The following is a 26,328-nucleotide window of genomic DNA, read 5'->3' on the forward strand; positions in this document are numbered from 1 at the left end:
CGGGGTCGGAGGTCGCGAGGGGGAACCACGAGACGCAGGTGGTCCTCACGCCTCACCCCGCAGGGCGGCCGCGAGCTCGGTGTCGAGGTCCTCGAAGCCGTCGGCGATGCCCGTGCAGGCGTCCGACAGCGCGGCGATGTTCTCGACGATCTTGGCGCGGCGGCCGTCCCAGCCGTGCGCGAAGTCCTCGACCGCGGCGGCGAGGCCCGCGTGGCCGACGTGCTCGGCGGCGCGCGAGCTGCGGGCGTTCGCCTGGTCGAACTCCTGCGCGACGGCACGCAGGCTGGTGCCCGCGTCCCGCAGGACGGTGGTGTCGATGCTGAGCTTGCCGCTCACGGGGCCCCCTTCGGCGGCGTGGTCGGGACGCGCGGACGCGCTGGCCTCCGCCGGCGGGAGGGGTGCCGGCGGAGGCCGCGGTGGTCAGCGCAGACCGGCGGCGAGCTGGGCGTCCGCGTCCTCGAGGGTCGTCGCGGCGGACGTCAGGTACTGGCCCAGGCTGGTGAGCGCCGACACCGTGTCGGTCGCGCCCTGCGTGAACTGCCGGTAGGACTCCCCGAACGCGACGGATGCCTGGTCCGTGACGAATCCCGAGGAGATGAGCGACTCGATGAACGCCTTGAGCTCGTTGAGCTTGGTGGTGATCTCGTCCTGGCCGGAGGTCAGCCGCGTCGCCGCGTCACGCATCTCCTGGTAGGTGACATTGAGGTTCGCCATGGTCCCGTCCTTCGTCCGGCCGGCGGTCTCCCGCGCGACGACTCGTTTCGACGGCGGTGACGGTAGCCAGGTCGGGAGGGGCCCCGTGGGCGTTTTCCACAGGTTCACCCGAGTGCCGGGCCCGTGCGGTGCACCACGCGACGGCACGGCGGACGGGCTTGCGCGCCGGACTCCGCGCGCACCGGGCAGGTCGTGGGCGCCGAGCGGGGTGACGACGCGACGGACGTCAGACGGTCGCGTCGTCCGCCTGCTCGACCAGGGCGAGGACCTCGCCGGCCGGCCCGCGGACCAGCAGCACGCGCCCGTAGGGCGTGTCCTCGGGGCCGCTGATCACCTCGCCGCCGAGCGACGCGACCAGGGGCGCGATCGCGTCGGCGTCGGCGACCGCGACGTACCAGGTCCACGCGGCGGGCACGTCGCCCGCCCCGGGGCCGTAGCCGCCGACGCCCGCGGCGGGCGAGCCGCCGATGCCGAGCGACGTGTACGTGAAGTCGGGCGCGCTCATGTCCTGCTGCTCGTACCCGAACAGCGCCGTGTAGAAGCGGCGCGCGGCGGCCGGGTCGTGCGACATCTGCTCGGCCCACACGAACGCGCCGGGCACGTCGGTGACCTCCCAGCCGGTCTGCCGGCCGGACTCCCACAGCCCGACGGTGGCACCGGTCGGGTCGATCAGCACCGCGCGGCGGCCCAGGTCGAGCTCGGTCGTGGGGCCCATGACGACGGTCGCGCCGGCCTCGACGGCCCGCGCGGTGGTCGCGCTGACGTCGTCTGTCGCGAGGTACACGCACCACCCCGCGGGGCTCGGCACGTCGGCGACCGCGAGGCCCGCGACCGCGCAGCCGTCGAGCGTCGCCGTGACGTACCCGCCGGTCTCGGGCCCGCCCACCACGAACTGCCAGCCCAGCAGGCCGCCGTAGAACCGCTGCGTGGGCGCGAGCTCCGTGACGACCATGTCCGCCCAGCCGGGGACGCCGGCGGGCCACGGGCTGGGGCTCAGGGTCACGGCATGGCTCCTGCGGGTCGACGGCCGCGCGCGGGACCGCGGCGGCGGAGCACAGCCAACCACCCGCGCCCGCGTCGCGCACCACGGGTCCGCGTGCTACGCCAGGACCATGACCGACGTCACGCGCCCGTCACCGCCCGACCGCGACGCCCCCGACGGTGCCGCGGGCGGCGACGCGTCGCCCGCGGGCGACGCGCTCGACGCGCTGACGCCGCCGGGCGACGACGAGCCGGGCGGCGAGTCCACGCTCACGGTCGTGCTCGCGCTCGCGGCCAACGCGCTCGTCGCCGTGGCCAAGACGGTCGCGGCCGTGCTGACGGGCGCGGCGTCGATGCTCGCCGAGGCCGCGCACTCGTGGGCGGACACCGGCAACGAGGTGTTCCTGCTGGTCGCGCAGCGCCGCGCCGCGCGCGCACCGGACGCCGCGCACCCGTTCGGGTACGGCCGCGAGGTCTACGTGTGGTCGATGTTCGCGGCGATCGGGCTGTTCGCGGTCGGAGCCGGGGTGTCGGTCACGCACGGCGTGCAGGAGCTCCTCCACCCCGAGCCGGCGACGGACTTCCCGGTCGCGTACCTGGTGCTCGCGATCGCGTTCGTGCTGGAGTCGGTGTCGTTCGTGCAGGCGTGGCGGCAGTCGCGCGCCGAGGCGCGGCGCCGCGAGCGGGGCCTGCTGGAGCAGGTGCTCGCGACGTCGGACCCGACCGTGCGGGCCGTGTTCTTCGAGGACGCCGCCGCGCTGGTCGGCATCGTCATCGCCGCGGCGGGCATCGCGGCGCACGAGGTCACGGGCTCGAGCGTGCCCGACGCGGTCGGGTCGGTCCTCGTCGGGCTGCTGCTCGGGTACGTGGCGTTCGTGCTGATCGGCCGCAACCTGCGCTTCCTGGTCGGCGAGACCGTGGACCCCGTGCTGCAGGCCGCCGCGCTGCGACGCCTGCTCGCGCTGCCGCAGGTCGCGCGCGTGACGCAGCTGCACATCGAGGTCGTCGGTGCGCGGCGCGTGCTGCTCACCGGGGCCGTCGACCTCGTGGGCGACCCGGGGGAGGAGGAGGCGTCGCACCTGCTCGCCGCGGTCGAGCGGGACGTGCGCGCGATCCCCGGCGTCGTCGGCGTCGTGCTGTCGCTGGCCGAGCCGCACGAGCCGTCGCTCGTGCCGCCGCCCGCCTGAGCCGACGGGGTCGGCGGCGTCAGCCGACGCGTTCCTGCAGGAACGTCACGACCTCGCGCAGGTACCGCTCGCGCACGTCCGGCGCCGACAGGGCGAGGTCGTGCGCACCGCCCGGCACCTCGACGAACGTCACGTCGGTGCCCAGCAGGTGCGCGCGCGCCGCGATCTGCGCGGGGTCGAGCACCGAGTCGGTCGACAGCAGCGCGTCGTGCGCGACGTCGTCGGGCCCCGCGGCGTCGGACGCGAGCACGAGCACGGGCACGTCGATCGCGAGCCCGCGGGCCACGCGCGCGTGCCCGCGGCGCACGGTGCGCACGAACCCCGCGCGCACCGGGAAGCCCTCGTGCGGCTTCCAGGTCAGGTCGTAGTCCCACTCGCCGCCCGTCGCGGCGTGCAGCGCGCGGCCGTAGTGCGGTGCGAGGCCGCGCAGCCGGACCTGCGGCGCGACGCGTCCCACGCGGTCGATCGCGCGCGTGACGACCGTGCGCTCGGCCCACGAGCCGCGCAGGTCGAGCCACGGCGAGTTCAGCACGAGCGCGTCGACGAGCCCCAGCCCGCGCCGCGCGTCGGCCCACAGCGCGGCCGTGAGGCCGCCGGTCGAGTGGCCGAGCAGGACGACCTCGTCGTGGTCGAGCCGGACGGCGCGCACCGCCGCGTCGATCTCCTGCGCGTACACGCCGAGGTCGGTGGTCTCGTTGGGCGGACGCCCGGGCCGGATCGACCGGCCGTGGTCGCGCAGGTCGAGCGCGTAGGTGTCCCAGCCCGCCGCGGCGAGCGCGTCGCCCACGTGCGTCTGGAAGAAGTAGTCGACGAACCCGTGCAGGTAGAGCACGGCGCGTCGCGACGGCGCACCGTCGGGCACGCGGCGCACGAGCGTCGCGACGGGGTCGACACCGGTGCGGCGCGCGACGTCGTCGGGGCGCAGGTGCAGCGTGCGCGCGCGCCAGCGGTCGCCGAGCACGTCGGACGTCTCGCGGTCCCACAGGTCGCGCCTCGGGCGCGCGTCGTCGTCGGCCACGTCCCCGATCCTGCCACGCGGCGTCGCGGTCGGCCGGGGTGAGGTCCGGGGTGACGGCAGCCCTGGACGAGCGTCCAGGAAGATCGGGTGAACCCCGGGTGAAGTGGACTTACGTCCCCTCCCGGCGGCCCTCTCGCTGCCGATGGACCCACCGGCCGGGAGGCGCCCGACCACGGAGAGGCGGTCGCATGCACGCGGTGCCGGTGGTGCCCAGCGGGGTCGAGCGCACGTTCGGGCGGGACGAGATCATCGTCTCCAAGACCGACCCGCGGGGTCGGATCACGTACGCCAACGACGTGTTCCTGCGCGTCAGCGGCTACGCCGAGGCCGACCTGCTCGGCCGGCCCCACAACGTCATCCGGCACCCCGACATGCCGCGCGCCGTGTTCCATGTGCTGTGGGACGCGATCGGCGCGGGTGACGAGGTGTTCGCGTACGTGCTCAACCTCGCGGCCGACGGCGCGTCGTACTGGGTCCTGGCGCACGTGACGCCCACCTTCGGTCCCGACGGCACGATCGTCGGGCACCACTCCAACCGGCGCTGGCCGCAGCCCGCGGCGATCGCCGCGGTGCGGCCGCTGTACCGCCGCCTGCTCGAGGTCGAGCGCGCGCAGCCCACCGCGAAGGCGGCCGTCACGGCGTCCATGGCCGCCCTGCGCGAGCACCTCGCGGGCGCGGGCACGACGTACGACGAGCTGGTGTGGTCGATCATCTCCGACTCCGAGCGGGAGGCCTGACGTGGCACGACGCGCACCCGTCGCCGACGCGGCGCCGACCGGCGTCCCGTTCGCGACCCTCGAGCTCATCACGCAGGTGCTGCACGCCGCGGCCGACGGCGACCTCGAGCGCCGCGTCCCCGCGGTGGGACCCGAGCTCGAGGACCTGCGCACGGCGCTCAACCGCGTGCTCGACGTCGTCGACGCCTACGTGCGCGAGTCCGGCGCGACGCTCGAGGCCGCGTCGCACGGCCGCTACCACCGCCAGCTGCTCACGCGCGGCCTGCCCGGCACGTTCCGCGGCGGCGCGCGACGCATCGACGGCTCGCGCGAGCAGCTCGCCGGGGCCGCCGCGGCGCTCGCCGGGCAGCAGGAGGTGCGCGACCAGGTCGTCGACCAGGCGGTCGAGGTGTCGTCGCACGTCGCCGCCGCGTCGGTCGAGCTCGGCGCGTCGGCGGCGACGCTCGCGGAGTCGTCGCGGGCGGGTCTCGCGCAGGTGGAGGCCGCGGGCGCCGCCGTGCAGGCGCTCGAGGACACGTCACGCCGCATCGGCGAGGCCGCGGGCGTCATCCGCGACGTCGCGGCCCGCACGCGCCTGCTCGCGCTGAACGCGACCATCGAGGCGGCGCACGCCGGGCACGCGGGTGCGGGGTTCGCGGTCGTCGCGGGCGAGGTGCGGCGGCTCGCGGACGAGGCGGCCGCGTCGTCCGACCGGATCGCGGCCGACGTGGCGGCGGCCCAGCAGGCCGCGACGCACGGCGTCGAGGTGCTCGCGGGGCTCGGCGAGGTCATGCAGGAGATGGACGGCCAGGTCGTCGCGATCGCGCAGGCCGCCGGCGACGCGGGGCTCGCGCGGCTGGCCGAGCAGCTGCGTGACGAGGTCGGGCGGGTCGCGGAGGTCTGAGGGGTCGGTGCCGTCGACCCGAGCCCGGCCGGGCCGAGGTCGGTGACCGGGGCCCGGCCGGGCGGGCCGACCGTGCGGCTGCTGCCGCGGCGGCGCCGTCAGGCGACGGACGGGACGGGCACCTCGACGCGCATCGGCCGCGCGGCGACGTGCCCCTGCTGCGCGACGTCGACCGCGACGCTCGTCAGCCGCACGGACCCGTCGCGCTCGACCTCGACGGTCGAGACCGACGCGTTCGGCAGCGGCACGAGGCCCACGTCGTCGACGGTCGCGAGGTACGCGCCGAGCGCGAGGCCGTGGCCCACGACGAGGACGTGACCCTCGTGGTGCGTCGCCGCGATGCGCGCGAACACGTCGCGCGTGCGGTCCATGAACTCGCGGCCGCTCTCGCCGCCCGGCAGGCCGGGGTGGGTCCCGGCGAGCACGTCGGCGACGAGGTCGGGCCACGCGACGACCTCGTCGAGCACGCGCTCGGCCTTCTGCTCGTACACGCCGAACGCGTACTCCAGCAGGCCGGGGTCGGTGCGCAGCGGCACGTCGGGGTGGTGGCGCAGCAGCTCGACGGCCGTCGCGACCGCGCGCCCGGACGGCGACGCCCACGCGGCGCGGAACGGCGTCGCGGCGAGGTGACGCGCGGTGGTCCGCACGCCCGCGCGCCCGTCGCGCGTGAGGGGGGAGTCGCAACGGCCCTGCAGGATGCGGCGTGCGTTGAAGTGGGTCCGCCCGTGGCGGACGAGGGTCATGGTGAGGGTCATCGGTGCCCTGCTCTCTGCTCGTCGGTCGCGCCCGACGCTAGGAGCCGCCGGTGGCGGGGCGGTGACGACGACGTGACAGCGGGCCGACGCGTGGGCGGCGGGCACCCGCGAGCTCCGTCAGTCCGGCGTCCACGCCGGGCGCAGGTCGGTCCGTGCGAAGTCGTCGCCGACGAACAGCAGGGGCTCGTCGAGCGCGGACGCGAGGGCGTAGGAGAAGCAGTCCCCGAGGTTGAGGCGCGCCGGGTGCCCGCTGCCGCGGCCGAACTCGCGGTACGCCTCGGCCGCGAGGCGCGCGTGCTCGGGCGTCAGGGCGACGACCTCGACGCCCAGGCGGTCGAGGACGTGCTCGACGCGCCGCCGCTGCTGCGGGGCGTCACGCTGCGTCACGACGGCCGACAGCTCGACGAACGTCGCGGCGGACATGCGCGCGTGGGGGGCGCTCAGGGCGGTGCGGGCGAGCGCCTCGGCGTGCGGCTCCCCGAGCAGGATCGCGACGACGGCCGACGTGTCGACGATCACCGGGGCAGCCCCCGCTCGTCGTACAGGTCGGCGTCGGCGTCGGCGATGCGGGCCCGGTCCTGCGGTGTGAGGTCGGCCCGGTACTCGACGAGCAGGTGCTGCACGTCGACCCAGCGGGTGTCGACGTGCCCCGTCGGTGCCAGGGACTCGACCTCGGCCAGGCGCCGCGCGACCGCGTCCTCGACCGCCGCGGTCTGCGACTGGCCCGTGAGGTGCGCGAGGCGGCGGACGAGCGCATGGGTCCGCTCGTTCTTGATGTTGAGCGACATGGTCGGAGTCTACCCCGGTGTATCGCACTGTCTACCGTGGTGGAGACGCTCGGGCGCCGTCACACGCCCGACGTGCTGCGTGAAGTTGAGCGGAATAGACTCAAGTTCGTCAGCGGTTGGGACTGGCAGACACATCCCGACGACGTGCGTCACCCGCACAGGAGGAACCCTTGGACGCGAAGTTCACGACCCGCTCGCAGGAGGCGCTCGGCGACGCCATCCAGTCCGCGAGCGCCGCCGGCAACCCCCAGCTCGAGCCGGCCCACGTCCTCGACGCGCTGCTGCGCCAGGACGGCGGCGTCGCCAACGGCCTGCTCGACGCCGTCGGTGCCGACCGCGGCGCGCTCGGACGCGCCGTGCGCGGCATCCTCGTCAACCTGCCGTCCTCGACCGGCTCGTCGGTCGCGCAGCCGAGCGCGTCGCGCCAGACCGCCGCCGCGATCGAGGCCGCCAACGCCGAGGCCCGCTCGCTCGGCGACGACTACGTGTCCACCGAGCACCTGCTCATCGGCCTCGCCGCCGGGCAGTCGGGCGTCGCTGACGCGCTGCGCGCCGCGGGCGCCTCGCGCGACGCGCTCGTCGCCGCGCTGCCCGCCGTGCGCGGCAACGGGCGCGTCACGAGCCCCAACCCCGAGGGCACGTACAAGGCGCTCGAGCAGTACGGCGTCGACCTCACGCAGCGCGCCCGCGAGGGTCGTCTGGACCCCGTGATCGGCCGCGACGCCGAGATCCGCCGCGTCGTGCAGGTGCTCTCGCGCCGCACCAAGAACAACCCCGTGCTCATCGGCGAGCCCGGTGTCGGCAAGACCGCCGTCGTCGAGGGCCTCGCGCAGCGCATCGTCGCGGGCGACGTCCCCGAGTCGCTGCGCGGCAAGACGCTCGTCTCGCTCGACCTGGCCTCGATGGTCGCCGGCGCCAAGTACCGCGGCGAGTTCGAGGAGCGCCTCAAGGCCGTGCTGGCCGAGATCACCGGCTCCGACGGGCAGATCATCACGTTCATCGACGAGCTCCACACCGTGGTCGGCGCGGGTGGCTCGGGCCCTGAGTCGTCACTGGACGCGGGCAACATGCTCAAGCCCATGCTGGCCCGCGGCGAGCTGCGCCTGGTCGGCGCCACCACGCTCGACGAGTACCGCGAGCGCATCGAGAAGGACCCCGCGCTCGAGCGCCGCTTCCAGCAGGTCTTCGTCGGCGAGCCGTCGGTCGAGGACACCGTCGCGATCCTGCGCGGCCTGCGCGAGCGGTACGCCGCGCACCACCGCGTCGAGATCTCCGACGGTGCGATCGTCACCGCCGCGACCCTGTCCGACCGCTACATCACCGGCCGTCAGCTGCCCGACAAGGCCATCGACCTCATCGACGAGGCCGCGTCGCGGCTGCGCATGGAGCTCGACTCCTCGCCCGTCGAGATCGACGAGCTGCAGCGCGCCGTCACGCGCCTGGAGATGGAGGAGCAGTTCCTCGAGACGGCCGACGACCCCGCGTCGCGCGACCGGCTCGAGAAGTTGCGCGCCGACCTCGCCGACCGCCGCGAGGAGCTCGCGGCGCTCAACGCGCGCTGGGAGAAGGAGAAGGCCGGCCACAACCGGGTCGGCGACCTGCGGGCGCGGCTCGACCAGCTCCGTGCCGACGCCGACCGTGCGCAGCGTGACGGCGACCTCGCGACCGCCGGGCGGATCATGTACGGCGAGATCCCCGCGGTCGAGAAGGAGATCGCCGACGCCGAGGCGTCCGAGGCGGCGCTCGACGGCGAGCTCGCGACCGAGCAGACCCCGATGATCGCCGAGAAGGTCGGGCCCGACGAGGTCGCCGAGGTCGTCGCGGCCTGGACCGGCATCCCCGCGGGCCGCCTGCTCGAGGGCGAGACCCAGAAGCTCCTGCGCATGGAGGACGTGCTCGGCGAGCGGCTCATCGGTCAGAAGAAGGCCGTCGCGGCGGTGTCCGACGCGGTGCGCCGCGCGCGGGCCGGGATCTCCGACCCCGACCGTCCGACCGGCTCGTTCCTGTTCCTCGGGCCCACGGGCGTCGGCAAGACCGAGCTCGCGAAGTCGCTCGCGGACTTCCTGTTCGACGACGAGCGCGCCATGGTGCGGATCGACATGAGCGAGTACGGCGAGAAGCACTCGGTCGCCCGGCTCGTCGGCGCGCCCCCGGGGTACGTCGGCTACGAGGAGGGCGGTCAGCTCACCGAGGCCGTGCGGCGCCGGCCGTACTCGGTCGTGCTGCTCGACGAGGTCGAGAAGGCGCACCCCGAGGTCTTCGACGTGCTGCTGCAGGTGCTCGACGACGGGCGCCTGACGGACGGCCAGGGCCGCACGGTCGACTTCCGCAACGTCATCCTCGTGCTGACGTCGAACCTCGGCTCGCAGTTCCTCGTCGACCCGACCCTCGACGAGGCGTCGAAGCGGGACGCCGTCATGGGCGCCGTGCGGGCGGCGTTCAAGCCGGAGTTCCTCAACCGGCTCGACGACGTCGTGCTGTTCGACGCGCTGACGATCGCGGAGATCGGGCGGATCGTCGACCTGCAGGTCGACGCGCTCGCGCAGCGGCTCGCGGACCGTCGTCTCACGCTCGACGTCTCCGAGGGTGCGCGCGAGTGGCTCGCGCTCGAGGGCTACGACCCCGCGTACGGGGCACGTCCGCTGCGCCGCCTGGTGCAGAAGGAGATCGGCGACCGGCTCGCGCGCAGCCTGCTCGCGGGCGAGGTGCGCGACGGCGACACCGTCCACGTCGACCTCGCCGACGGCGGCCTGACGGTGCACGCGACCCGCTGACCGCCGCGCGCCGACCCCGCCCGTGCGGCGGGGTCGGCGCGCGCACCGGTGGTCCGCGTGGCAGCATCCGTCGACATGCTGCCGCTCGCGCCCGCCACCGTCCTGCACGCCGCCGGCGGCGGCGAGCTCACCGGTCTCGCCGGGTGGGTCGTGTCCGTGATCGACGCGCTCGGACCCGTCGGCGTGGGCCTGCTGGTCGCGCTCGAGAACCTCTTCCCGCCCATCCCGTCCGAGGTCGTGCTGCCCGTCGCCGGGTACGTCGCGTCGCAGGGCGGCATGTCGCTCGCCTGGGCCGTCGCGGCGGCCACGCTCGGTGCGCTGGTCGGCGCGTGGGCGCTGTACGGGCTGGGCGCGTGGGTCGGGCGCGCGCGCATCCGCCGCTGGCTCGAGCGGCTGCCGCTCATGGAGGTCGACGACCTCGACCGTGCCGAGGGCTGGTTCGAGCGGCACGGCGGCGTCGCGGTGCTGGTCGGGCGGTGCGTGCCCGTGGTGCGCAGCCTCATCTCGATCCCGGCCGGGGTCGAGGGCATGGCGTTCTGGCGGTTCTCGCTCTACACGCTGGTCGGATCGGCCGTGTGGAACGGCGGCCTGGTGTGGGCCGGGTACCTGCTGGGCTCGCAGTGGGAGGACGTCGGCCGGTACAGCGACTGGCTCAACGCGGTCGTGTACGTCGTCATCGCGGCCGTCCTCGTGCACTTCGTGTGGGCGCGCACGGGTGCCCGGGGCGAGCGCCGGCGCGCCGCGAGCGCGGCACGGCGCGGCGAGCGCACGGACGCCTGAGGGACGTCGTGCACCCGTCCGGGGCGCGGGGTCAGGGTGCCGGTGTCGCCGAGCCGTCGAGGAACGAGCCCGTGACCGGCGACGGCGGCACCGCGAGGCACAGCCCCGTGCGGTCGCCGCGGCCCCACCCCTGCTCCGTCGGCGCCCACGTCACCACGCGCACGCCCGCCGCCTGCTCGTCCTCGCTCAGGACGCACGCGCGGGCCACGCGCGCGTCGGCGCCCGCCTGACCGGGCCACACCGCCGCGGGGTCGAACGCGTACTGCGCGACGACCTGCGCCGCGTGCGGCTGCGCGCACGGCACGACGTCCACGCGTGCGACCTCGCCGTCGGCCGGCAGCGCGGCGACGCACGACCCGGTGACGAGCTGCACGACGTGCGCCGACGTCGGGGCCGTCACGTCGGCCGGCAGCGGCCGGCTGCGCGCCGCCGTGACGGCGCGCGTCCCGACCACCGCCGCGACGGCGAGGACGACGAGCGCGCCCACGCCCGCCGCGACCAGCACGGTGCGTCGCCGCGCGCGGGCGTGGTCGGCGGCGGCCTCCTGCCACCCCGGGGCGCGGTACGTCGGGGCGTACAGGTCGTCCGGGACGTCACCGCCCGGCCCGTCGGCGGAGGTCAGGGGGTCGCCCCCAGCAGCGACCCGGTGCGCGGCGCGTCGTCCTCGACGATGCAGTACCCGACGAGCTGACCGGCGGCGACCTGGTCCGGGTGCGGCAGCCACACGTCGGCGTAGCCGCGCTCGAGCAGGCCGGGGTCGATCGCGTCGATCGCCGCGGCGCACTCGTCGAGGGCCGTGGTCATCACCGGGTCGTCGGCCGAGAGGTCGGTCGCGGGCGCACCGGTCGCGGTGACGAGCGCGACGACCTCCGCGTCGTGCTCGACGTCGCACGGCAGCGGGATCGCGTCGGACAGGTCGTAGTAGCCGGGGAACGTCGAGTAGCAGGTCCCCGCCGCGACGTCCTGGGGCAGCGTGTACTGCGGGAGCGTGCCCGACGCGTCGGAGCCCGTGCCCTGGTCGAGCTGGTCGAGCTGCTCCTGCAGGTCGTCGAACAGTCCGTCGAGCTCGCCCGAGCCCGACGAGCCGCTGCCGCTCTGCAGGTCCTCCAGCAGCTGCTCGAGGCTGCCGCTGCCCAGCGCGTCGGACGCCTGCTGGGCCTGGGTCTGGCCCCAGGCGACGAGCGTCACGAAGAGCCACACCATGAAGCCGAGCACGAGGGTGCCGACGGCACCGAGCACGATGCCCGTGATCGCCAGGCCGCGGCCCCGGGCGCCCGTGCGCTTGATGCGCGCGAGCGACCCGATGCCGAGCCCGATGCCGATCGGCCCCGGTGCGCCGAGCATGAGCAGCAGCCCCGCGCCCGACGTGATGACCGACGCGATCGCGAGCCCGTCGACCGGGGTCGCGGGCGGCCCCCACGGTCCGGGGCCGGCGGGGGCGCCGTAGCCGGGGCCCGCGGGCGGTGCCGCACCGTAGCCGGGGCCGGGCGGCGGGGGCGGCGTGCCGTACGTCGGCGCGGCGCCGCCGACACCGGGCGGCGGCGTCGCACCGCCGGACCCGAGCGGCGGCGGCGTCGGTGCGGCGCCGTAGGGCGACGCCGACGCGCCCGAGGTCGCGTCGGCGCGGACCGCCCACGGGTCCTGCGGCGCGGACGCCGGCGCCGGTGCACCGGTCGCCGCGGGCAGCGGGGCCGTCGGCGCCGGCGTGGCCCACGTGAGGGGCTGCGTGTCGCCCGCGGGCGGCAACGGCTGCGTCGGGGCGGTCCCCGCGAGCGGCTGGGTGTCCTGGCCTCCGTACACGGGCGACGCGGACGTCCCCCACGTCGCGGACGCGGTCGCGCCCGGTGCGGCGGGCGGCTCGGGCGCCGGCGGCTCGGACACGGTGGGCTCGGCCGCGGGCGGCTCCTGGACCGGACCGGCCCCGGCGGCGGGGGTGTCGCGGTCCTCGGGGGTCGACGTCATGGTGCCGAATCTAGTGGAGCGGGATGACGGGTTCGTCCCGGGGGCCACGGGCCGGGGGCGCGACCACCCGTGCGGGCGCGCCGACGCACCCGCACGGGTCGCCCGTCACGGCTCGGCGATCTCCAGCACGACCGGCACGTGGTCCGACGGCTGCTTGCCCTTGCGCTCGTCGCGCTCGATCCGCGCGCCCGTGACGCGCGCCGCGAGCGCCGGGCTCGCGTACGTGAGGTCGATGCGCATGCCCTCGTCCCGCGGGAACCGCAGCTGCTGGTAGTCCCAGTAGGTGAACGTGCGCTCGGCCGGCAGGTGCACGCGCGAGACCTCGGTGTAGCCGGCGTGCGCGAACGCCGTGAACGCGTCGCGCTCGGCGGGCGTCACGTGCGTGCGTCCCGCGAACCAGCCGACGTCCCACACGTCGGTGTCGAGCGGCGCGACGTTCCAGTCGCCGACCATCGCGACCTGCGCCCGCGGGTCGGTCGCGAGCCAGCCCTGCGCCGCGTCGCGCAGCGCCGCGAGCCAGTCGAGCTTGTACGTGTAGTGCGGGTCGCCGACCTCGCGCCCGTTCGGCACGTACAGGCTCCAGACGCGCACGCCGCCGCACGTGACGCCGAGCGCGCGCGCCTCGGCGACGCCCGGGTCGCCCCACGTCGGCTGCCCGGGGAACCCGCGCTCGACGTCGGCGACGCCCACGCGGGACAGCACCGCGACGCCGTTCCACTGCGAGTACCCGTGCGTGACGACCTCGTAGCCGAGGGCCTCGAACGGCTCGCGCGGGAACGCCTCGTCCTTGACCTTCGTCTCCTGCAGCGCGAGGACGTCGACCCCCGTGCGCTCGAGGAAGGCCACGGCGCGGTCCACGCGGGCACGGATCGAGTTGATGTTCCAGGTCGCGAGCAGCACGGGGCGGAACGCTACCCGCCGACGCCGACGCCGACACCGCCGGCCCCGGACGTGGGTCGGGCCCGCCCCCCACGGGGGAGCGGGCCCGACCGGGTGCGGGCGGCGTCAGCCGCGCCCGCCCCGGCGGCGCGCCGCGAGCAGCGCACCGGCGCCGAGCAGCAGCAGCGCGAGCGCGGCGAGCGCGAGCGGCGCCGTCGACGCACCCGTCACGGCCAGCGCACCCGCGTCGGCCGCGGGGCCGCCGGGCGCGGCGCGCACGACCAGCCCGGTCGCGACCGAGCGCAGCGAGCCGTCCGCCGCGGTGCCGTTGAGCTGGGCCGTGTGCAGCCCCGCCGGGATGCCCGCCGGCAGCGCGAGCCGCGCGGCGAACGTCCCGTCGGCGCCCACGGGCACGGTGCCCAGCAGGGTCGGCGTCGAGAACAGCCAGACGTCGACCTCGCTGCCCGGCGCGAACCCGTGGCCGGTGACGGACACGAACCCGCCCTGCTCGACCACGAGCCGGCCCTCGCCGTCCACCGCGAGCGGCGAGCCGTCGGTCTCGAACCCGCGCAGCGACACGCCGAACCCGTCGCCCGCGACGGTGACGCCCTCGGGCCCGGTCGTGAGCGTCGCGGCCACGGGCCGGTCGTCCGAGCGCACGAGCACGGCGCCCGGTGCCACGGTGGGCACCGTCGGCGTCCCGTCGGTGCCGTCGACCGTCACGGGCACGACCGCCGGGGCCGTGGCCGTCCCGGTCCCGGCCGTGCCGGGCCCCGCCGCCGTCACGGCGCGGACCCGGACGTCGTACGCCGTGCCGTTGGTGAGGCGACGCACCACGAACGGCGACCCGTCGACCCGCACCCACGTCGCGCCGCCGTCGACCGTGTACTCGTAGTGCTCGACCGGCGCGCCGCCGTCGGACCCGGGCGCCTCGAACGTCACCGTCAGCGACCGGTTGCCCGGCACGACCGACGTCACGCGCGGCGCGTCGGCGGGGCGCGCGGGGGCGACCTGCACGGGCTCGCTCCACGGGCCCTGGCCCAGGTCGTTCGTCGCGGCCGCGCGGTACCAGGCGGCACCACCCGTCGCCGGCACGGTGCCCGCCGGGGCGCCCGTCGTCGCGACGTCGGTCCAGGTGCTGCCGTCCGTGCTGCGCTGGACGCGGTAGCCCGTCGCGGTCGGCGTCGGGGACCACGTGAGGGACACCTGCTCGCGCCCGGCACCGCCGGCCAGGCCCGTGACCCGCCCGGGCACGTCGGCGTCCGACAGCACGACGGTGAACCGCGTCGGGCCGGTGAGGACGTGGCGCTCGTCCGCGGCGCGGACGGTGATCTCGTGCGTTCCGGTGAGCGCGTGCTCGCCCGGTGCCAGGACCTGGTCGCCCAGCAGGTAGACGACGCCCGGGACCGTCGGGACCACGACGCGGTCGAGCGCCGTGCCGGGACGGTCCAGGACACCCGGGGCGACGGCCGCGACCGGGGTCACGTCGGTGAACGTGAGCGTGAACGCCGTCGGGCCCGTCAGGACGTAGCCCGGCAGCGCGCTCGCCTCGACGACGACCGTCCCGGTGCCCGGGTGGGTGCCGGCCGCGACGGGCGTGCCGTCGACCGAGTACCGCACGCCCTCGACCGACGGGATCGTGTAGGTGTCGTCGGCGGTGCCCGCGGCGTCGGTCCACCCGGGGGCCACCGCGGTGGCCTGCCGCACGTCGGTGAACGTGAGCACCCACTCGGACGGGCCCGTCAGCACGTGCCCTTCGGCGGCCTCGGCGGTCACCACGACGGTGCCGGTGCCGGGGTAGGTGCCGGGCGCGACGGGGCTGCCGTCGACGAGGTACTGCACGCCGTCGACGGACGGGATCGTGTAGGTGTCGTCGGCGGTGCCCCACGTGTCCACCTGCGCGGGCTCGGTCGCGGCGACCTGGCGGACGTCGGTGAAGACCAGCTCGAACCGCGTCGGTCCCGTGAGGACGTACCCGGGCAGCGCGGACGCCTCGACGACGACGGTGCCGGCGCCCGGGTGCGTGCCGGCGGCGACGGGTGCGCCGTCGACGAGGTACTGCACGCCGTCGACCGACGGGATCGTGTACGTGTCGTCGGCGGTGCCCCACGTGTCGACCTGCGTCGGGGGGACGGCCGTCACGTGGCGGACGTCGGTGAAGACGAGCGTGAACTCGGTCGCACCGGTGAGGACGTACCCGGGCAGCGCGGTCGCGGTCACCACGACCGTGCCGGCGCCCGGGTACGTGCCGGCCGCGACGGGCGTGCCGTCGACCGTGTACTGGACGCCCTCGACGGCCGGCACCGTGTACGTGTCGTCGGCCGTGCCGTCCGCGTCGACCTGCGTCGGCGCCTGCGCGGTGACCGTGATCTCCGACGGCGCCTGCTGCGCGCCGGGCCGGCACTGCGTCGCGACGTCCGCGACCGTGCCGACGCGCAGGTTGTCGATGATCACGGCCGAGTCGAGCGTCGCGTCGCTCTGGTCGAAGACCGTGAAGAACAGGTCCTGCTGCGTGCCGCCCTGCAGCGGGACCGCGGCGGTGAGCAGCGGCGAGGCGCCGTTGAACACGGTGCCCACGGCCTCGGCGGCGGGCGACGAGCCGGCGCCGAACAGGCCGGAGTTGATGCTGAGCACGCGACCCTGCGGGTCGAACGCGAAGTTGTCGGGCGCGACGATCGTGTTGCCGGGCCCGATCGTCCAGGTGCTCTGGCCGACCTCGGCGATGAACGCGTCGTTGTACACGTCGCCCACGTACTGCGGGTACTCCTCGGACAGGAAGCGGAAGCTCACGCCCAGCAGGCAGTTGGCCCCCGCGGGGACGTCGAGCGTCACGCGCAGCGTCGTCACGTCGAACACGCTGGGCCGCACCGCGGTGGACGACCACGCCGTGCTGGCCGCCGTGCCCTGCGCGCCGATCAGCTGGTCCGCACGCCCGGACGACAGCACCACGTACGACCCGCCGGGGCGCGTCGGGAACCCCGCCACCGGGGTCGTCATGACGGCCGCCGACGCGCCGTTCGCCTGGGCGGGCGCCAGCAGCTCGGCCGACGCGAGCGCGTCCGTGCCGCCCAGCAGGGCCGCCGCGAGCTCGTCCGCGCTCGCGGCCTGCGCGGCCGTGGACGTGACCGCCACCGTCCCCGCGGCGAGCACCGTCGCCACCGTCGTCGTGATCCACCGACGCACTCGCATGCGTCCCTCCGCTCCTCGTCGCTCCCCGGGGCTCGAGGTGCGTCCTCGGCCCCATCGGCGGGGCGTGCCCGCAGGTGAAGGGAGTCGAGCAGGACGTTCGTCCTGCACGGCGAAGAGGGGTGGTAGCACCCAGGGGCGGGACCGGACGAACGGGGCGGTCCGGGCAGGGCGAGGGCCCGGAGCCTCCCCGCCCCGGGCCCTCGTCCTCACCGGCGCGCGGGCGCGCCGGTCGTCGTGCGGTCAGCGCACGTCGTCGTCCACCCAGTCGAACGACTTCGTGACGGCCTTCTTCCAGAGCCGGTACTGCCGGTCGCGCTCGTCGCCGTCCATCGACGGCTCCCAGCGCTTGTCCTCGGCCCAGTTGTCGATCACGTCCTGCTCGCCCGACCAGTAGCCGACCGCGATGCCCGCGGCGTACGCGGCGCCCAGCGCCGTGGTCTCCGCGACCTGCGGGCGGATCACCGGGACGCCGAGGATGTCGGCCTGGAACTGCATGAGCGCGTCGTTGGCGACCATGCCGCCGTCGACCTTGAGCTCGGTGAGGTCCACCCCCGAGTCCGCGTTCATGGCGTCGAGCACCTCGCGCGTCTGGAACGCCGTGGCCTCGAGCGCCGCGCGCGCGATGTGCCCCTTGTTGACGTAGCGCGTGAGGCCGACGAGCGCGCCGCGCGCGTCGGAGCGCCAGTACGGCGCGAACAGGCCGGAGAACGCGGGCACGAAGTACGCGCCGCCGTTGTCCTCGACCGTGGCCGCGAGCTGCTCGACCTCGGGGGCGGACGAGATGATGCCGAGGTTGTCGCGCAGCCACTGGACGAGCGACCCCGTCACGGCGATCGACCCCTCGAGCGCGTACACGGTCGGCTGGTCGCCGATCTTGTAGCAGACGGTCGTCAGCAGGCCGTTCTGCGACGAGATCGGCTCGGTGCCCGTGTTGATGAGCATGAAGTTGCCGGTGCCGTACGTGTTCTTGGCGTGCCCCACCTCGAAGCACGCCTGCCCGAACGTCGCGGCCTGCTGGTCGCCCAGGATGCCCGCGATCTTCACGCCCGGCAGGAGACCGCCCTTGCGGCCCTCGCCGTACACCTCGGACGACGAGCGGATCTCGGGGAGCATCGAGACGGGCACGCCCATCTCGCCGGCGATCTCCTCGTTCCACGTGAGCGAGTCGATGTTCATGAGCATGGTGCGCGACGCGTTGGTCGGGTCGGTGACGTGGATGCCGCCGTTGACGCCGCCGGTCATGTTCCACAGCACCCACGAGTCGGTGTTGCCGAACGCGAGCCGCCCGGCCTCCGCCTTCTCGCGCGCACCCTCGACGTTGTCGAGGATCCAGCGGATCTTGGGCCCCGAGAAGTACGTCGCGAGCGGCAGCCCGACCTTGTCCTTGTAGCGCTCGGCGCCGCCCCCCAGCGCCGCGAGCTCGTCGCAGATCTTCTGCGTGCGCGTGTCCTGCCAGACGATCGCGTTGTACACCGGCTCACCGGTCTCGCGGTCCCACACGACGGCGGTCTCGCGCTGGTTGGTGATGCCGACCGCGGCGATCTGCTCGTGCGTGAGGCTCGCACGGCCCAGGGCCATGCCGACGACCTCGCGCGTGTTGGTCCAGATCTCCGTCGGGTCGTGCTCGACCCACCCGGCCTTGGGGAAGATCTGCTCGTGCTCCTTCTGGCCCACCGAGACGACCATGCCGGCGTGGTCGAAGATCATGGCGCGGGTCGAGGTGGTGCCCTGGTCGATCGCCAGGACGAACTGGTCGGTCATGCGGGATCCCTCCGTCGGGGCTGACGTGGTGGTGGGGAAGCGGGGTCAGACGATGTACACGCGCGCCAGCAGGCCCGCGAGGATCCCGCCGACGAGCGGGCCGGCGATCGGGACCCAGGCGTAGGCCCAGTCCGACGAGCCCTTGCCCTTGATGGGCAGCAGCGCGTGCGCGATGCGCGGGCCGAGGTCACGGGCCGGGTTGATGGCGTAGCCGGTGGGCCCGCCGAGGCTCGCGCCGATGCCGACCACGAGCAGCGCGACGGCCAGCGGCCCGAGCTCGGCGGGGGTCTTGCCGAACGCGAGCACGATGAACACCAGGACGAACGTCGCCAGCACCTCGGTGACGAAGTTCCAGCCGTACGAGCGCAGCTCGGGGCCGGTCGAGAACACGCCCAGCTTCACGGCCGGGTCGGCGTCCTGGTCGAAGTGCTTCTTGTACGCGAGGAACGCCAGGCCGGCGCCGATCGAGGCACCGAGCATCTGCGCGGTCACGTAGAGGAACCCGTTGGCGGCGGTCACCGGGATGCCCTTGGCGAACTCGTCCGCGCCGGACGCCCAGATGCCGATGGTCACCGCGGGGTTCAGGTGCGCCCCCGACTTGTACGCCGCGTACACGCCGGCGAACACACCGAGGCCCCATCCGAAGTTGATGAGCAGCCAGCCACCGCCGAAGCCCTTGGTCTTCGGCAGGATCACGTTCGCCACGACGCCGGCACCCAGCAGCAGGAGCAGGGCGGTGCCGAGCGTCTCCGAGAGGAACGCATCACCGATCGTGTAGTCCACTTCGACCTCTTCCGTCGACGTCGTTGTCACGCGGGCCCCCGCCGCGGGTGGTCACCGTCCGCGAGGGGACGGTGGGCCGGGGGTGCGGTGCGGCGGGGCGCCGCACCCCCGGGGTCTCAGGTGCCGGCCGGGCCGGACGTGCCGCGTCCGGCGGGCGAGCCGGGCTTGGTGCCGGGGTCGACGTCGTCGTCCCCCAGCGCCACGAGCGGAGCGACGTCGGTCGCCCGCAGCCGCACGCGCTCGGCCGACGCGTCGTCGGGCTCGGCCGCCGCGGCGTCCTCGGCCTCGGCGCGCGCGACGTACGCCTCGATCTCGCGGCGCCGCGTCGCGTCGTCCCAGCCCAGCACGGGGGCCAGCAGGTCGGCGATCTCGTCGAGCGCGCCCACGCCCTTGTCGGACTGCTCGTAGTTGAGGCGCGTGCGGTGCATCATCACGTCGTCCAGGTGCAGCGCGCCCTCGTGGCTCGCGGCGTAGACGATCTCGGCGCCGATGTACGCGGGCGCGTGCTGCAGCGGGCGAGCGAGCTCGGGGCGCTCGTCGCACAGGTCCGTGAGCTCCTGCAGCAGCGAGCCGTAGCGGTGCAGCAGGTGGTCCATGCGGGGGCGGTCCCAGCCGTAGCGCGCGGCGATCGCGCGGGACTGGCGCTGCACGACGCGCAGGCCCTCCGCGCCGACCAGCGGCACCTCGTGCGTGATCGACGGCAGCGTCGTGGCGCGCGACCCGAGCGCGAAGTCCACCGCGTCCTTGGCCATGACGCGGTACGTCGTCAGCTTGCCGCCCGCGATGACCGTGAGGCCCGGCGTGGGGGAGGCGACCGTGTGCTCGCGCGACACCTTGGCGGACGACGTGCCCTCCTTGGTGCCCGGCTGCAGCAGCGGCCGCAGGCCGGCCCACGTGCCGATGACGTCGTCACGCGTCAGCGGGCGCGACAGCACCTGGTTGGCGTGGTCGATGACGTAGTCGATGTCGGCGCTCGTCGCGACGGGGTGCGTGAGCTCCTGCTCCCACGGGGTGTCGGTCGTGCCGATCACCCAGTAGCGGGACCACGGGATGATGAACAGCACCGACTTCTCGGTCTGCAGGATCAGGCCCGTGTTGCCCTCGATCCGCTGGCGCGGCACGACGATGTGGATGCCCTTCGAGGCCAGCACGCGCAGGCCGCCCTCGCTGCCCGCGAGCGACTCGGTCTGCTCGGTCCACACGCCCGTGGCGTTGATGACCTGGCGGGCGCGCACGGCGATCTCCTCGCCGGTCTCGAGGTCCTGCACGCGCGCACCGGTGACGGCGCCGCCGGCCGTGGTCTCGAGCCCGACGACCTGCGTGCGGGACGCGGCGTGCGCGCCGTAGCTGACGGCCGTGCGGACGAGCGTCTCGACGAGGCGCGCGTCGTCGACGCTCGCGTCCCAGTACCGGACCGCGCCGACGGCCGCGTCGTGCCGCAGGTCGGGGAACAGCCGTTCCATGCCCTTGCGGGTGAGGTGCTGGTGGATCGGCATCGCGCGGCGCGTGCCGGAGACCGACGCGAGGGTGTCGTAGAGCGCGACGCCCGCGCCGACGTACGCGCGCTCCCAGACCCGGTTCTCCAGCGGGTAGAGGAAGCTCACGGGCTTGACCAGGTGCGGTGCGATCCGCGTGATCAGCAGGTCGCGCTCGGTGAGCGCCTCGCGCACCAGGTGGAAGTCGAGCATCTGCAGGTAGCGCAGGCCGCCGTGCACGAGCTTGCTCGAGCGGCTCGACGTGCCGGACGCCCAGTCCTGCGCCTCGACGACCGCGGTCGACAGCCCGCGCGTCACGGCGTCGAGCGCGATGCCCGCGCCGGTGACGCCGCCGCCGACCACGAGCACGTCGAGCTCGCCGCCGCCCTCGGAGCTGCGGCGCAGCGCCGCCAGCGCGTCCTGGCGTGCCTGTGCCGTCAGCGGTGCGGTCCTCATGCGGTGGATCCCCTCCCGGGTGGAGCCGTGCGGTCGGACGCGTCGGACGGCGGTGGCCCCCTCGCCCGCCGGGCGCGTCCCGGTTATCGTCATCACGTCCAGAACGGACGCGCAACCGGAGTGCACGAACGTGCAGGGTTGCCGGGACCATGGTCCGTACGAGGGGTGGCGCCGGGTGTTCGTGGAGCGGGAGCAGGACGTGCTGCGCGCGGCGTCGATGTACTACCTGCAGGACCTCAAGATGGAGGTCATCGCGCGTCATCTCGGTACCTCCCGCTCGACGGTGTCGCGCCTGCTCAAGCGCGCGCGGGAGACCGGGCTCGTCGAGATCACGCTGCGCCCGTCGAGCACGCGCGCGCCGGGCCTCGGTCGCTCGATCTCCGCCGCGTACGGCATCGACACGTACGTCGTGCCCGTGCCCGACTCCGCCGGCTCGGTCGAGCGGCTCGACCAGGTCGCCATGACCGCCGCACGTCTGCTCGCGTCGTGGTTCGACTCCGACATGGTCATGGGCATCGCGTGGGGCACCACGCTCGCGGCCGTGTCGCGGTACCTCGCGCCCAAGCCGACGCGCGGGTCGGCGGTCGTGCAGCTCAACGGCGCCGCGAACATGCGCACGTCGGGCGTCGAGTACGCGTCCGACCTCATCTCGTCGTTCGGGTCGGCGTTCGGCGCGGCCGTGCACCACTTCTCCGTCCCCGCCTTCTTCGACTTCCCCGACACCAAGGCCGCGATGTGGCGCGAACGGTCGGTCAAGCGGGTCCTGGACATGCAGCGCCGCGCCGACATCGCCGTGTTCTCCGCGGGAGCCGTCGCCGGCGCCGTGCCGTCGCACGTCTACTCGGCCGGGTACCTCGACGAGGACGACGTGCGCCGCCTGCACGACGAGGGCGTCGTCGGCGACGTCTGCACGGTCTTCCTGCGCGCCGACGGGTCCTGGCAGGACGTCTCGCTCAACAGCCGCGCGACCGGCCCCACGCCCGACGAGCTGCAGCGCGTGCCGCGGCGCGTGTGCGTCGTCGCCGGCGACAACAAGGTCGCGCCGCTGCTGGCCGCGCTGCGCGCCGACGTCGTCACCGACCTCGTCGTCGACGAGGTCACCGCCACCGCGCTCGTCGAGGCCGCGTCGTCGCGCCCCCACGCGCACCCGCGCCGCCCCTGACCCACCCACCCGCCGGCCCGCTGCACCCGCCGCCCCCGCTGCACCCGCCGGCTCCGCTGCACCCATCCCGCCCCCGGGTCTCACTCCTCCGGCGAACGCGGGGTTCGTCCGGTGCCGGGCCGCGCAGACCGGCCGAACCCCGCGTTCGACCCGTGGGACGGACGGGGTCGGGACCGTGCGGGGCGGCCCGGCGCGTGCACGTCCGTGCGTAGGTTGGGGGCGTGAGCGAACCCGCCCCCGTCGACGTCGTGCCGGCCCTGCCCGCCGACGTCCGCGCGATCCACCGGCTCGTCGAGCCCTACGCGCACGAGCGCATCCTGCTGGCCAAGGAGTGGGTCGGCTACTACGAGGCCGTGCAGGAGTTCCTCGTCGCGCGCCCCGCCGACGGCGGCGACGTGGTCGGCTGCGGTGCGCTGCACGTCATGTGGGAGGACCTCGCCGAGATCCGCACGCTCGCGGTCGCACCCGAGTACCGCGGGCGGGCCGTCGGCCACGCGCTCGTCGACGGGCTCGTCGACCGTGCGCGCCGGCTCGGGCTGCGGCGCGTGTTCTGCCTGACGTTCGAGGTCGAGTTCTTCCGCCGCCACGGGTTCGTCGAGATCGACGGGACCCCCGTGCCGCCCGACGTCTACGCCGAGCTGCTGCGCTCGCACGACGACGGCGTCGCGGAGTTCCTCGACCTCGCGCGGGTCAAGCCGAACACCCTGGGCAACACCCGCATGCTCCTCGAGCTCTGACGGGTCGGCTCGCCCGCCCGGCGCCACGGGTCCGCCCCGCAGCCGCCCGCCGCCGAACGCGGGGTACGGCCGGTCCTCGACGCCCGTCACCGGCGAGACCCCGCGTTCGGCGGTCGGGATCGTGGTGGTGTGTGGGGGCCGCGGGTGGGGTGGCGGTGGTGTGCGGGGTGGTAGGGGGTGACACTCAGCCGGGGAGGCGGTACGTCGTCGCCGACGGGTCCGGGTCGTCGCCCGGTGCGACGTCCCGCGCGACCAGACCGTCCGCGACCAGGCCGTCGAGGCACCGCGCGAGCTGCGTCGCGTCGGGCCACACGGCCGCCACCGCGTCGTGCGGCACGGGGGCGATCGCCTCGCGCAGCAGCGCCATCACCCGGCCGCGGGCCTGCCGGTCGGTGCCCGTCCACGCCTGCGTGCGGCGCCGGTGCGCGTGCGCGTCGACGGGCCGTCCCGCGGCGAGCCAGCGGCAGCGGTCCGCCACCGGGCACGCGTCGCACCGCGGCGCGCGCGCCGTGCAGACCAACGCGCCCAGCTCCATCGACGCGGCCGCCCAGCGGGCCGCCGCGGCGTCGTCGTCGTCGGGCACCCACGCGGCCGCCGCGCGTGTCTCGGCGACCGTCTGGGCCGGTGCCGGGAGCGCCTCGCCGGCCGCCACGCGCGCGAGGACGCGCCGCACGTTGGTGTCGAGCACGACCGAGCGGCGTCCGAACGCGAACGCGCGGACCGCCGCGGCGGTGTAGGCGCCGACGCCCGGCAGCGCGAGCAGCGCCGCCTCGTCGTCCGGGAGGTCGCCGCCGTGCTGCTCGACGACCGTGCGCGCGCACTCCTGCAGCCGCAGCGCCCGCCGCGGGTACCCCAGGCGGTCCCACGCCCGCAGCACGTCGGCCGTGGGCGCGGCCGCGAGGTCCGCGGGCGTCGGCCACCGGTCCATCCACGCGCGCCACGCCGGCTCCACGCGCACCACGGGCGTCTGCTGGAGCATGACCTCGCTCACCAGGACGCCCCACGGCGTGCGGTCGCGAGCACGCCAGGGCAGGTCGCGCGCGTGCACGTCGAACCACGCGACGACGTCGCGTCGGACGTCGGCGGCGAGCGGGTCGGGGTCGGCGGCGAGCACGCCTCATGGTGCCCGGCGGCGCGAGGCGGGCCAACTTCGGCCGCGGCCGAGCGGCACGGCGGCGCGGTGCGGCACCGCGGCGCGCCCGTGCGGTGCGGCGGTCCGGGGACACGCACCTGCCGTGCCGGCGCGGCGCCGTCCTCCCGTGCGGTGCGCGCCACCGGCGGCGGGGAGGCGCTTCACGACGCCGGACCGGTCGTCCACGATGTGGACGACCGTCCGGGCCGGGGCGCGTGTCGCCGCGGCCACGCGCGTCGTGGACGGCGCGCGGGCCGCGGGCCTCGTACCGTGGTCGCCGCAGCCGCGGCCCCGCGGGAGGCGCGACCCGGGAGGACACGATGGACGACCGCGACCGCCGGCGCCCCGCCGGCACGGGTGCGGTGCGCCGCGTCCCGCCGCCGCGCCCGCCCGCGCGCGTGTTCTGGATCCGGCGCCTCGTGGTGCTGGGCCTGCCGCTCGTCGCGATCGTGCTGCTCGTGACGTGGCTGCTCGACCGCGGCGGCGACGACCCCACGCCCGCGGCCGCCGTCGAGCCGCCGGCCGCCACGCCGACCCCGTCACCCACCGCCGAGGACGCCGCGGGCGGCGTCGCCACGTGCGACCCCGCGTCGCTCGCGCTGACCGTCGCCCCGGGCGGCGAGGCGTTCGCGGCCGACGTCGACCCGACGTTCGAGGTGACCGTGACGAACTCCGGTGCGGCACCCTGCCTGGTCGACGCGGGTGACGCGCACCAGGAGGTCGTCGTCACGTCGGGCGAGGACCGCGTGTGGTCGAGCCTCGACTGCGCGGGCGACGACGCCGCCACGCGCACGCTGCTGCTGCCGGCCGGCGAGTCGGACGTGTCGGCCCTGACCTGGACGCGCGTGCGCTCGGCCGAGGGCTGCCCCGGGGGCCTGCCGTCGCCGCAGCCCGGCACGTACTCGGTGACCGTGGCGCTCCAGGGCGCGACGTCACCGGCCGCGGTGTTCGGCCTGGGCTGACGGGTCGCGGGGCGGCACGTCACCGGGTCGGCGTGCCGCGGGCACGGCGCCGCCGCGGTCAGACGTAGCGCTCGAGGATGCTCGACTCGGCGAGCCGCGACAGACCCTCCCGGACCGAGCGGGCGCGCTGCTCGCCCACGCCGTCGACGGCCATGAGGTCCTCGATGGTGGCCGCGAGGAGCTTCTGCAGGCCGCCGAAGTGGTCGACGAGCCGGTCGACCACGGGACGGGGCAGGCGCGGCACCTTCGACAGCAGTCGGTAGCCGCGGGGCCCCACGGCAGCGTCGAGCTCCTCGCCGCCGCCGGGCAGCCCCAGCACGCGCGCGATGTGCGCGATGTCGAGCAGCTGGGTCGAGTCCAGCTCGGCGAGCGCGTCGGGCACGGTCTCGACCGCGCGCCGCGTGGTGTCGACGTAGTCGCGGATGACGAGCTCGCGCTCGGTGCCCACGCCGCCGACGAGCTCGTCGAGCTGCAGCGTGAGCAGACGGCCGTCGCTGCCGAGCTCGACGACGTACCCGGCGATCTCGTCGGAGATGCGGCGCACCATCTCGAGCCGCTGCACGACGGCGGAGACGTCGCGGACCGTGACGAGGTCCTCGATCTCGAGCGCCGACAGCGTGCCGCTGACCTCGTCGAGGCGGGCTTTGTACCGCTCGAGCGTCGCGAGGGCCTGGTTGGCGCGCGACAGGATGGTGGGGGAGTCCTCGAGGACGTGCCGCTGGTCGCCCACGTAGAGCTGGATGATGCGCATCGACGCGGACACCGAGATCACGGGCAGCCCCGTCTGGCGCGCGACGCGCTCGGCGGTGCGGTGCCGCGTGCCGGACTCGGTCGTGGGGATCGACGAGTCGGGCAGCAGCTGCACGGCGGCGCGGACGATGCGGTCGCGCACGGGGTCGATGACCACGGCGCCGTCCATCTTGGCGAGCTCGCGCAGGCGGGTCGCGGAGAACTCGACGTCGAGCACGAACCCGCCGGAGCAGATCGAGTCGACCGTCTCGTCCATCCCGAGCACGATGAGCGCGCCCGTGCGGCCGCGCAGGATCCGCTCGAGACCGTCGCGCAGCTCGGAGCCGGGCGCGACCGCGGCGAGCGTCGACCTCAGCAGGTCGTCCTGGTGGTGCGGGTGCGGCACGCGTGAATCGTATCGGTGGCGCGACGGATCGGCCGAGACCTTGGCCACGGGTGTCTCACCTGCCGACCTGCGCGTGAG

The 26,328-nt window shown here is 75.4% G+C and carries 24 protein-coding genes; 8 read left to right on the forward strand and 16 right to left on the reverse strand.

Annotation, left to right across the window (positions count from 1 at the left end; all coding sequences use genetic code 11):
• Positions 1-45: 45 nt before the first annotated feature.
• From E4A51_RS14170 to E4A51_RS14180, 3 genes are all read right to left on the reverse strand, one after another.
• Complete coding sequence (locus E4A51_RS14170) at positions 46-336, reverse strand: hypothetical protein (protein WP_134852160.1); 291 nt, start codon at positions 334-336, stop codon at positions 46-48.
• An 84-nt stretch (positions 337-420) separates the two neighbouring features.
• Positions 421-714 (reverse strand): WXG100 family type VII secretion target, encoded by a 294-nt coding sequence (locus tag E4A51_RS14175; RefSeq protein WP_070320292.1) that lies wholly within the window; start codon positions 712-714, stop codon positions 421-423.
• A 226-nt stretch (positions 715-940) separates the two neighbouring features.
• Positions 941-1,717: a VOC family protein gene (locus E4A51_RS14180; protein WP_134852161.1), complete on the reverse strand. Its 777-nt coding sequence runs from the start codon at positions 1,715-1,717 to the stop codon at positions 941-943.
• A gap of 109 nt (positions 1,718-1,826) precedes the next feature.
• Between E4A51_RS14180 and E4A51_RS14185 the strand changes: the two genes are divergently transcribed.
• Positions 1,827-2,882, forward strand: a complete 1,056-nt coding sequence (locus E4A51_RS14185; protein WP_134852162.1) for a cation diffusion facilitator family transporter — start codon at positions 1,827-1,829, stop codon at positions 2,880-2,882.
• 19 nt (positions 2,883-2,901) lie between these two features.
• Here E4A51_RS14185 and E4A51_RS14190 read toward each other — a convergent pair whose 3' ends face one another.
• On the reverse strand, positions 2,902-3,900 hold the full coding sequence (locus E4A51_RS14190) for an alpha/beta hydrolase (protein ID WP_226237239.1): 999 nt from the start codon (positions 3,898-3,900) through the stop codon (positions 2,902-2,904).
• A 206-nt stretch (positions 3,901-4,106) separates the two neighbouring features.
• Here E4A51_RS14190 and E4A51_RS14195 point away from each other — a divergent pair, with 206 nt between their 5' ends.
• A complete protein-coding gene (locus tag E4A51_RS14195; protein WP_370297505.1) occupies positions 4,107-4,637 on the forward strand; it encodes a PAS domain-containing protein in 531 nt (176 codons plus the stop codon).
• A gap of 1 nt (position 4,638) precedes the next feature.
• Complete coding sequence (locus E4A51_RS14200) at positions 4,639-5,520, forward strand: methyl-accepting chemotaxis protein (RefSeq protein WP_070320290.1); 882 nt, start codon at positions 4,639-4,641, stop codon at positions 5,518-5,520.
• 98 nt (positions 5,521-5,618) lie between these two features.
• On the opposite strand, the gene E4A51_RS14205 is transcribed toward E4A51_RS14200, so the two are convergent.
• The 3 genes from E4A51_RS14205 to E4A51_RS14215 all read right to left on the reverse strand — a co-directional run bounded on the left by E4A51_RS14205 (position 5,619) and on the right by E4A51_RS14215 (position 7,063).
• Positions 5,619-6,275, reverse strand: coding sequence for a histidine phosphatase family protein (locus E4A51_RS14205; protein ID WP_134852164.1), 657 nt, complete (start codon positions 6,273-6,275; stop codon positions 5,619-5,621).
• 117 nt (positions 6,276-6,392) lie between these two features.
• A complete protein-coding gene (locus E4A51_RS14210; RefSeq protein ID WP_134852165.1) occupies positions 6,393-6,794 on the reverse strand; it encodes a type II toxin-antitoxin system VapC family toxin in 402 nt (133 codons plus the stop codon).
• Complete coding sequence (locus E4A51_RS14215) at positions 6,791-7,063, reverse strand: type II toxin-antitoxin system VapB family antitoxin (RefSeq protein ID WP_070320287.1); 273 nt, start codon at positions 7,061-7,063, stop codon at positions 6,791-6,793. Before E4A51_RS14215 ends, E4A51_RS14210 begins: the two co-directional genes overlap by 4 nt.
• A 170-nt stretch (positions 7,064-7,233) precedes the next feature.
• Here E4A51_RS14215 and clpB point away from each other — a divergent pair, with 170 nt between their 5' ends.
• Both clpB and E4A51_RS14225 read left to right on the forward strand, forming a co-directional pair.
• The gene (clpB, locus tag E4A51_RS14220; protein ID WP_134852166.1) at positions 7,234-9,837 is read left to right on the forward strand and encodes an ATP-dependent chaperone ClpB; all 2,604 of its coding nucleotides are present in this window, start codon (positions 7,234-7,236) and stop codon (positions 9,835-9,837) included.
• 57 nt (positions 9,838-9,894) lie between these two features.
• Positions 9,895-10,617 (forward strand): DedA family protein, encoded by a 723-nt coding sequence (locus tag E4A51_RS14225; RefSeq protein WP_370297506.1) that lies wholly within the window; start codon positions 9,895-9,897, stop codon positions 10,615-10,617.
• Positions 10,618-10,648: 31 nt separating this feature from the next.
• Here E4A51_RS14225 and E4A51_RS14230 read toward each other — a convergent pair whose 3' ends face one another.
• The 7 genes from E4A51_RS14230 to E4A51_RS14260 form a co-directional block, all read right to left on the reverse strand.
• Entirely contained in the window at positions 10,649-11,122 is a 474-nt protein-coding gene (locus E4A51_RS14230; protein WP_226237237.1) for a septum formation family protein, read from the reverse strand.
• Between the two features lie 113 nt (positions 11,123-11,235).
• On the reverse strand, positions 11,236-12,579 hold the full coding sequence (locus E4A51_RS14235) for a DUF4190 domain-containing protein (protein WP_134852167.1): 1,344 nt from the start codon (positions 12,577-12,579) through the stop codon (positions 11,236-11,238).
• 105 nt (positions 12,580-12,684) lie between these two features.
• Positions 12,685-13,479, reverse strand: coding sequence for an exodeoxyribonuclease III (locus E4A51_RS14240; RefSeq protein ID WP_046529996.1), 795 nt, complete (start codon positions 13,477-13,479; stop codon positions 12,685-12,687).
• A 105-nt stretch (positions 13,480-13,584) separates the two neighbouring features.
• Positions 13,585-16,647 (reverse strand): fibronectin type III domain-containing protein, encoded by a 3,063-nt coding sequence (locus E4A51_RS14245; protein WP_134852168.1) that lies wholly within the window; start codon positions 16,645-16,647, stop codon positions 13,585-13,587.
• Between the two features lie 240 nt (positions 16,648-16,887).
• A complete protein-coding gene (gene glpK / locus E4A51_RS14250) occupies positions 16,888-18,408 on the reverse strand; it encodes a glycerol kinase GlpK (protein ID WP_134852169.1) in 1,521 nt (506 codons plus the stop codon).
• 45 nt (positions 18,409-18,453) lie between these two features.
• Positions 18,454-19,191 (reverse strand): MIP/aquaporin family protein, encoded by a 738-nt coding sequence (locus tag E4A51_RS14255; protein ID WP_134852170.1) that lies wholly within the window; start codon positions 19,189-19,191, stop codon positions 18,454-18,456.
• A gap of 116 nt (positions 19,192-19,307) precedes the next feature.
• Complete coding sequence (locus tag E4A51_RS14260) at positions 19,308-21,122, reverse strand: glycerol-3-phosphate dehydrogenase/oxidase (protein WP_134852171.1); 1,815 nt, start codon at positions 21,120-21,122, stop codon at positions 19,308-19,310.
• A gap of 175 nt (positions 21,123-21,297) precedes the next feature.
• Here E4A51_RS14260 and E4A51_RS14265 point away from each other — a divergent pair, with 175 nt between their 5' ends.
• Together E4A51_RS14265 and E4A51_RS14270 are read left to right on the forward strand one after the other, a co-directional pair.
• Complete coding sequence (locus E4A51_RS14265) at positions 21,298-22,284, forward strand: sugar-binding transcriptional regulator (RefSeq protein WP_082131594.1); 987 nt, start codon at positions 21,298-21,300, stop codon at positions 22,282-22,284.
• Positions 22,285-22,505: 221 nt separating this feature from the next.
• Entirely contained in the window at positions 22,506-23,021 is a 516-nt protein-coding gene (locus E4A51_RS14270; protein WP_046530001.1) for an amino-acid N-acetyltransferase, read from the forward strand.
• A 184-nt stretch (positions 23,022-23,205) separates the two neighbouring features.
• Here the strand turns inward: E4A51_RS14270 and E4A51_RS14275 are convergent, their stop codons facing one another.
• Positions 23,206-24,135, reverse strand: a complete 930-nt coding sequence (locus tag E4A51_RS14275; RefSeq protein ID WP_134852172.1) for an A/G-specific adenine glycosylase — start codon at positions 24,133-24,135, stop codon at positions 23,206-23,208.
• A 338-nt stretch (positions 24,136-24,473) separates the two neighbouring features.
• Between E4A51_RS14275 and E4A51_RS14280 the strand changes: the two genes are divergently transcribed.
• The gene (locus E4A51_RS14280; protein ID WP_134852173.1) at positions 24,474-25,115 is read left to right on the forward strand and encodes a hypothetical protein; all 642 of its coding nucleotides are present in this window, start codon (positions 24,474-24,476) and stop codon (positions 25,113-25,115) included.
• Positions 25,116-25,173: 58 nt separating this feature from the next.
• Here E4A51_RS14280 and disA read toward each other — a convergent pair whose 3' ends face one another.
• The gene (disA, locus tag E4A51_RS14285) at positions 25,174-26,250 is read right to left on the reverse strand and encodes a DNA integrity scanning diadenylate cyclase DisA (protein WP_046530004.1); all 1,077 of its coding nucleotides are present in this window, start codon (positions 26,248-26,250) and stop codon (positions 25,174-25,176) included.
• Positions 26,251-26,328 lie beyond the last annotated feature (78 nt).

The organism is Cellulomonas sp. HD19AZ1 (assembly GCF_004535805.1).
GTDB classification, from domain to species: Bacteria; Actinomycetota; Actinomycetes; order Actinomycetales; family Cellulomonadaceae; genus Cellulomonas; species Cellulomonas iranensis.

Coding starts and splice junctions, on each gene's coding strand:
- E4A51_RS14175 (WP_070320292.1), bottom strand. CDS start 714: ATGGCGAACCTCAATGTCACCTACCAGGAGATGCGTGACGCGGCGACG.
- E4A51_RS14185 (WP_134852162.1), top strand. CDS start 1,827: ATGACCGACGTCACGCGCCCGTCACCGCCCGACCGCGACGCCCCCGAC.
- E4A51_RS14205 (WP_134852164.1), bottom strand. CDS start 6,275: ATGACCCTCACCATGACCCTCGTCCGCCACGGGCGGACCCACTTCAAC.
- E4A51_RS14215 (WP_070320287.1), bottom strand. CDS start 7,063: ATGTCGCTCAACATCAAGAACGAGCGGACCCATGCGCTCGTCCGCCGC.
- E4A51_RS14235 (WP_134852167.1), bottom strand. CDS start 12,579: ATGACGTCGACCCCCGAGGACCGCGACACCCCCGCCGCCGGGGCCGGT.
- E4A51_RS14245 (WP_134852168.1), bottom strand. CDS start 16,647: ATGCGAGTGCGTCGGTGGATCACGACGACGGTGGCGACGGTGCTCGCC.
- glpK (WP_134852169.1), bottom strand. CDS start 18,408: ATGACCGACCAGTTCGTCCTGGCGATCGACCAGGGCACCACCTCGACC.
- E4A51_RS14260 (WP_134852171.1), bottom strand. CDS start 21,122: ATGAGGACCGCACCGCTGACGGCACAGGCACGCCAGGACGCGCTGGCG.
- E4A51_RS14280 (WP_134852173.1), top strand. CDS start 24,474: ATGGACGACCGCGACCGCCGGCGCCCCGCCGGCACGGGTGCGGTGCGC.